The 7,034-nt window shown below is 55.0% G+C and carries 7 protein-coding genes; all 7 read right to left on the minus strand.

Going from position 1 to position 7,034, the window contains the following annotated elements; translation table 11 throughout:
- On the minus strand, positions 1 to 755 hold a 755-nt coding region (gene dcm / locus DW937_RS09300; protein WP_120120758.1), incomplete at its 3' end, for a DNA (cytosine-5-)-methyltransferase.
- Entirely contained in the window at positions 752 to 3,154 is a 2,403-nt protein-coding gene (locus DW937_RS09305) for a VirB4-like conjugal transfer ATPase, CD1110 family (protein ID WP_120120751.1), read from the minus strand. The genes DW937_RS09305 and dcm, both read right to left, overlap by 4 nt.
- Positions 3,081 to 3,506 carry a PrgI family protein gene (locus DW937_RS09310; RefSeq protein WP_120120752.1) on the minus strand — a complete coding sequence of 142 codons (426 nt, stop codon included), beginning with the start codon at positions 3,504 to 3,506 and terminating at the stop codon, positions 3,081 to 3,083. Before DW937_RS09310 ends, DW937_RS09305 begins: the two co-directional genes overlap by 74 nt.
- A 20-nt stretch (positions 3,507 to 3,526) precedes the next feature.
- A complete protein-coding gene (locus tag DW937_RS09315; protein ID WP_120120753.1) occupies positions 3,527 to 4,390 on the minus strand; it encodes a VirB6/TrbL-like conjugal transfer protein, CD1112 family in 864 nt (287 codons plus the stop codon).
- Between the two features lie 103 nt (positions 4,391 to 4,493).
- On the minus strand, positions 4,494 to 4,709 hold the full coding sequence (locus DW937_RS09320; protein WP_005922889.1) for a Maff2 family mobile element protein: 216 nt from the start codon (positions 4,707 to 4,709) through the stop codon (positions 4,494 to 4,496).
- Positions 4,710 to 4,773: 64 nt separating this feature from the next.
- Entirely contained in the window at positions 4,774 to 6,582 is a 1,809-nt protein-coding gene (locus DW937_RS09325) for a VirD4-like conjugal transfer protein, CD1115 family (RefSeq protein ID WP_120120754.1), read from the minus strand.
- Positions 6,579 to 7,034, minus strand: a 456-nt coding sequence (locus tag DW937_RS09330) for a PcfB family protein (RefSeq protein ID WP_133300975.1), incomplete at its 5' end; no start/stop codon positions are given. The genes DW937_RS09330 and DW937_RS09325, both read right to left, overlap by 4 nt.

Below are 7,034 nucleotides of genomic sequence, written 5' to 3' on the forward strand. Positions count from 1 at the left end.
CGCGGGATGTCGGCGGGTTCTTCGGCCCAAAGGGAATGTCCGTCCATTTGCGCGGGAAACCCATCAGCCACTCTACCCAGTCCGGGTTGAGGTAGGGCCTTTCCAGCGTGGTTGGGGTCATGTGGTAGACCACATGGGAAAGCCGCGCCGTCCATGCCTTGCCATCCTTGTTCATCTTGCGGTAGCTGCCATTCGCAGAGATTTGGATGTCCAACCCCTTGCCCACATCCCCGGTGTCGCTGGCAAGGGGCGTGGGAAGCAGCGGAGCCGATGATGAATACCCGTTTCCGTTCGTGCCACGCGCCAACGGCAGCAGCAGGTAATACGAAAACCCGAACATCGTAACCTGCCTGCTCCAAGTCAATGAGCGTTTTGTCGAGCCCCATACGGAGGAAGCCAGCAACATTTTCTCCAAGCACCCAACGGGGCTGCAATTCCCGGATGACCCGCAGCATTTCGGGCCACAGGTAGCGTTCATCGTGGAAGCCGCGCTGCCGCCCTGCGGTGGAGAACGGCTGGCACGGGAAACCACCTGAAATGAGGGTGACGGTGCGAAATCCTGTTTTTTCAAAGAAAGCCTCCTTTGTTACGGTGGTGATGTCCTGAAAGCGGGGCACCTCCGGCCAGTGGCTTGCCAGCACAGCGGCGGGAAATGCTGCCCACTCGCATTGGCAGACCGAAGTGAAACCCGCTGCTTCCGCGGCAAGGTCGATGCCGCCGATGCCGGAAAACAAACTGAAATGCGTTAGGCTCATAGTTCCACCACCTCGCTGAGCCGGGTGGTCATAATTTTATAGAGCTGGGTGTTATTCGGGATAGGGTTTGAGAACGGCAGCACCACATTTTCAAAAATCAGCAGTCCTTCGCCCGGTTCGGAATTGTCGATGTACTTCTGCTGGTCTGCGGAGAGGTTCAGCCGTTCCGAAAGGATTTTGCGGTCGCCGGATGCCTGATTCAGCAGCGTGATAAAGTCGCTGTTTTCCAGAATGTTCTCGATCTCCGGGGAAGAAAGAAGGTCCTTCACATTCTGGGTGGCGCCTGTGGGTACGCCGCCCCATTTGCGGAAGCGTTTCCAGATTTCTGCGGAATAAGCAGCGGTCTGTTCTTCTTTCAAGAGCAAATGGAACTCATCTGCAAAGTACCATGTAGCCCTGCCTTGGCTGCGGTTCTGGGTAACACGGCCCCATATCTGGTCTTGGATAATGAGCATCCCCAATTTTTTTAACTGCTTGCCCAGTTCTTTGATGTCAAAGGCCACAAGCCGATTATGGATGTCCACATTCGTTTTGTGGTTGAACACATTCAGCGAGCCGGACACATACAAGTCCAATGCCTGCGCTACCCGGTCCGCTTCCGGCAAGTGCTGGTCGAGCAGGGCTTGGTGGAGGTCAGAGAGAATCGGCATATTCTCTGGGCAGGGGTTTGCCAGATAGGGGCGATAGATAGCTTTCACGGCACGGTCTATCACGGTGCGTTCAATCGCTTCCAGACCCGTTTTGCCGCCCATGACCAGTTCACAGAACGACAGCACAAAATCCGATTTTAGGGCAAGCGGACTGTCATCTTCGGAATAATTCAGGTTGATATCCAGCGGATTTACATAGTCCCTGCTGGTGGGCGAAAGTTTAATGACCTGCCCATGCAGCCGCTTGACCAGCGGATAATACTCGGCCTCTGGGTCTGAAATAAAAATATCGTCAGCAGTCGTTAAAAACACACTGACGATTTCGGACTTGCAGCTCATGGATTTGCCGCTGCCGGGCGTGCCCAGCTTCAAGCCGTTGGGACACCGGGCCTGCTTGCGGTCCAGCATGATCATGTTGTGGGATTTTGCGTTGATGCCGTAGTACATGGCCGCACCGCTCTGGAAAAGCTCCTGCGTGACAAAGGGCACGAACACCGCCACGTTGGAGGTGGTGAGGCTGCGCTGAATCTTTATTTGGTTGATGCCCAGCGGCAGGCTGGACACAAGGCCCTGCTCCTGCTGGTAGTCCAGCCGGACAAGAGAGCAGTTGTACTTCTGTGCCACGCCCGCCGCTTGGAACACATCGTTGCCCAGCTTTTGCTTGGTGTCAGCCACATTCAGCACTAAAAAAGTCAGCATGAAAAGCCGCTCGTTCCGGGTCTGCAATTTGTTCAGCAGCTTTTTGGCATCCTCGCCGTAGGTGGCAAGGTCGCTGGGGAGGATGTCCATGTCGTACCCGGAGCGGACAGCCTTTTTCTGCTCCTGAATCTTCATGGCGTCAAGGTCGGTGATTTTGCGTTTAATCGTCTTGATAGCTTCGGTCTGGTCGATGGCCTGCACATGGAGATTGACGAGAATGCCGCTTTCCGTTTTGAGAAAATCGGCCAGCATTTCATCCGAAAGTTCCGGCGCAAGGATTTGTAAAAAGCTCACAGCTCCATATTTGCCGCCCAGACCAAAAGTCTTGGCCGTACCGAAGCAGAGGGAGGACGGTGCCACAAAGTCCTTGGTGGACAGGCCGGAGGGCGCCAGCCAGTCCCAGTCAAAGCGGAACGGTTCCCCGTCCGGGTGGAAGATGCCGTGCAGCACCTCCAAACGCGCCTGTCCGTCCATGACGTGCGCCACGCAGCCCATGGTCTTGAAATAGCCCAGCAGGTCAAGACCAATGCGGGTCAGCCGCGCCCGTGCGGTTTTTAGATTGTCTGCCTCGATGGTGAAGGTCAGGTACTTGGTTTTGACAATGCCGTTGTTTCCGCTGGCAAGCTGCTTTTGCAGGATGGCGGTGTACTCGGCGCGGATGTCGTCAAAATCATCCCCCTGCGGTGCAATCTCAAAACTTTTCGCGTACTGCACCGGGTCAACCTTGCGATTGAGAAACGAAAGCTGCACATGGATGGAGGCATCCACATAGTTGTACAGGTCGCACAGGTGTTCAAAGATGGCGGTCCGGGTCTCCGGCTGGGCCAGCTGATAACTGATGTCCTCAAAGGCAATGCACTTGGAGAACGTGCGCCGGTCAATGCGGCACACACCGTCCGGGTAGATGGCTTCATACGGGATGGTGGCCTGCGCCGTGCGGGGCTTGCCGTCCCCCTTGTACTTGCGGATAACGGCATCAATTTCTTTTTTCTGGGCGCGGGTGAGCTTTTTGGGCTTTTCCGTCTCGCGGGATGTCGTTTTTCTGGACAATGGCCTTTACCTCCTGTTCCATTTGGTATTGCCGCACAAGGGCGGCGTAAGCATTGTTGGTCTGATATGGCCTTTCCTTGGGCCGCAGAAAACAGCACTGAATCATTTGCTGAATCACCACTTCAAGGGGCTGGCCGTGCCGCTCAAACAAAGCGAACAGCAGCCCCGGCAGCATGGCAAAAATCATCAGCAACGCCGCTGCGCTGTTGGAAAGATAGTTGCGGGTCAAAAAATAAAGCGGCCCGCCCGTGAGGAGCGCACCACCGAAGCAGACCAGCTGCCGCTTGGTCAGCCCGAATAAAACTTTGGATTTTACATGGGTCAAATCTTTGGGAACGGTCACATACGCCATACGTTTTTCCTTTCTCGGCCTTAGTGGGCACCGAACACCGACTTGCTGATGCTGCCGGTCTTGAACAGACAAAAGCAGAGCAGCACGGTATAGCCCATGCAGCCCCAGATGGCCCCGGCAATGTCCGCCGCGCCCGAAATATTGCGTATCAGCACCGCATAGATGCCCACGACAATCATAATCAGGAACGCTTGGAATCCCAGTGCCAGCAAAGACTTCAAATAGTTCTGCCCGGTGCTGCGCCACTCGCTGCTGCCCATGGTCGCCAGCGGGATAGGCCCTAACGCCGTGACCACATAAATCTCAATCATACGCCCGTAGGTCACAAGGAAAATGCAGATGGACAGGATGTTCATGGTCAGGCCCACAACAAGGGTCTGGAACCACAGGCTGAGCAGACTGCCAATGGTCATGCTTTCCAACTGAAATTCCAATCCGGGTATCAGGCGGTCAAAGTGGATGGACGTTTCGCCGATGATCACGCCGGAGCTTTGGTTGACAACGCTCTGGGTGGCATCGAACACGCCCATGACGATGTTCCATGTGTTGCTGACAATGAGGATGGCAAAGGCAGACTTGAAAATCCAGCGGAAGAACATGGAGGTGTCGAAGTCGTGCATATTGTTTTTTTCGGTAATCATCTGGATAAGCTCATGGCACATCACAAGGGCAAGGATGGCCGCTGCAATGGGCAGCACCACCGTTTCGGAAAGACTGCGCAGCATATTGAAAATGCTGCTGTTCCACGCCTGCGGGGTGGAACCGACATCCGAAGCGATTTCGCCCACCTTGGCGTTCACGTTGTCGAACAGGCCGGAGAGGTTGCCCGTGATGCCATCGATCAAAATGCCTTTTATCCATTTTTCGATGATCTCACTAATCAAAGATACCTCCTTTCCCGCGCCCTCCCGGTTCGGTGGGAGAGCGCGGTAGGATTTAAGTATTATTATTCAAAAAATGCGGGAAGTACGGGCAGCGATGCAGGGCTTAGCCCAGCAGCCCGGACAGCAGCGGGACAAGGGTCACGCCGATCAGGGCAACGCCGCCGCCCGCGACCAGCTGCTTCACGCCCTGACTCTTGCTGCCGGGGTTATCCTGTCCGTAGCCCTCCAAAAGGTTGATGCCGCCCCAGACACACAGGGCACCGCCCAGACCGACCACGATCGTCTGCAAAGTATCGACTGCGCTGTTAAAAAATTCCATAAGGTCCTCACTTTCTGCCGCTTGTTCTGCGGCACTCAAAATTGTTTTTTCAAAAAATACCGCCTCATTCGGCAGCTGCATCTTCATCCGACAGGTCAACTTCGTACAGGTCAAACGGTTCGTCCTGTGCGACCACCTGCCGCCGCTTCCGGCGCAGGGTGGATAAGAACCTGTCCACATCAAAGGCGTTTTTCTTGTCCGCATCTGCAAGGTACTTGTAGTGCGGGTGCTTGGTGATGTCGAACTTCTCCGAGAAGAACGGCCTCACACCCCGCAGCTGCAAAATACATTTGCCGCCGTCCATGATTGCGATTTCGTCCTCTGACATCAACGCCTTTCCTAATTTTTGATAGTTCAGTCCGTGGGAGGTTTGAGAACCCCGGTTCTCGCTGGTGTTGAAGCTGTCGATGGTTTCTTTCCCCAGCGCATCGGAGATCTCTTTGGCATTTTTGCCCCGCCCACTCAAAAAGAGAACAGAATCGCAGTTGTCCGAAATGATTTCGGCTGCATCTTTGTAGATGGCTTTTAACTGCGACTGGCTCTGCAAAATGATGGATGCCGAGATTTCCCGGCTGCGGATGGTGGCAATCAGCTTGTCGAAGTTGGGAATCTGTCCGATGTTGGCGAACTCGTCCAGAATCAGCCGCACATGGACAGGCAGCCGCCCGCCGTATTTATCATCCGCGCGGTCACACAGCAGGTTGATAAGCTGGCTTTGGAGCATGGCGAGAATGAAGTTGAACGTGGTGTCCGTGTCGCTCATAATCAAAAACAGCACCGTCTTTTCATCCCCGATGGTGTCCAGCTCCATTTCATCGTCCTCCATCAGCTCCCGCACCTCCCGGATGTCAAATGGGGCTAAACGGGCACCGCAGCTTATCAGGATGGAGGAACGGGTCTTGCCCGCCGACAGCAAGAACTTTTTGTACTGCCGGACAGCGAAGTGGTCCGGGTCTTTCTGTTCCAGCCGCTCAAACATGAGGTCCACCGGGCTTTGAAAGTCTGGGTCATCCTCGCGGGCTTCACTGGCATTTATCATTTCCAGCAGGGTGGTGAAGTTCATTTCCTCTGCCGGGGCCTCGTACCAGATGTAGCCGATCAGAGCCGTGTAGAACAGCCGTTCCGACTTCACCCAAAAATCTTCTGCTGATTTTTCACCCTCGCCTTTGGTGTTGGCGATAAGGGTATTCACCAGTTTCAGCACGTCCTTTTCCGAGTAGATGTAAACAAACGGGTTGTACTTCATGGACTTGGAAAAGTTTATCGTGTTCAGGATTTTCACCCGGTAGCCCGCCCGCTGGAACATTTGGCCTGTTTCGAGAACCAGTGTGCCTTTCGGGTCTGTGACCACAAATGAAGTTGGATAGTCGGAAGTGGGAAAGCATTGCATGAGGTTGGGCTTGACGTAAAACCGCGTCTTGCCGCTGCCGGAGCCGCCGATCACCAGCACATTTTTGTTCCGGGCGGTCTTGGGGTCTTTGGGACGCCCGGTCATGGTCAGGCGTTCAGTCTGGGTCAGCAAGATGTTGTTTTCAAAGTTGGAGTCGATATAGGGGGCAATGTCCTTGGCGGTGCCCCATCGGGCAGAGCCGTATTCTTCACCCTTGCGGTATTTCTTGGCGTTCTTGCCTTTGCTGTACACGATGAGCCGGACAGCCACCGCCCCGGCAACGCCCACGCAGAGGTCAAACGGATGCAGGCTGGGCAGCGGGTTTGCAAAGGCAGCCGAGATGCCGTTCGTCAGGTGCAGCAGCTTGGCCGAAGCATCCACGCCCGCCGCCAGACGGTATGCCTGCCCGCATTTGGCGAACAGGTACACGAACAGCAGATACGGCAGATTCAGCACCAGCAGCTTTTTCAGTTCAGGCTTCATCGTTCCAGCCCCCTTTGCTTGATTTTTTCTTTGGCGCGTTTCGGCTGCTGGGCCGCTTTCTGCTTGGCTGCTGTTAGCACCTTGCGGATGGAGGGCCGCTGCTCCTTGGAGAGTGTTTTGGCGGTGAACTCCCGGAACGCCTGTTCCAAATTGTCCGCATCCTTGGCCTTGAAGATCACGATGTAGTGGGGCGGCTGGGTGGTTTTATCCTTGCGTAAGGTAAAGTCCACGCCGTACTTCTTGGCGCAGGGCTTGAATGCCCCGATGTTCGCCTCCGTGACTTCAATGTTGGTCAGGGCCGCGCCGTGGGCTTTCAGCTGTTTCAGGCTTTGCTTGCCGTGGTGCAGCTTTGGCCCCTTGGCCCGGTGCTGCAAATATTTTTTCAGCGCAGCTTGCAGTGCTTGGGCGGTGAGCTTGCCCGTTTTCATGGACAGGGCAATGGTTTTCTGGGT

This window comes from Faecalibacterium sp. AM43-5AT (assembly GCF_003603345.1).
In the GTDB taxonomy this organism is placed as follows: Bacteria; Bacillota; Clostridia; order Oscillospirales; family Ruminococcaceae; genus Faecalibacterium; species Faecalibacterium taiwanense.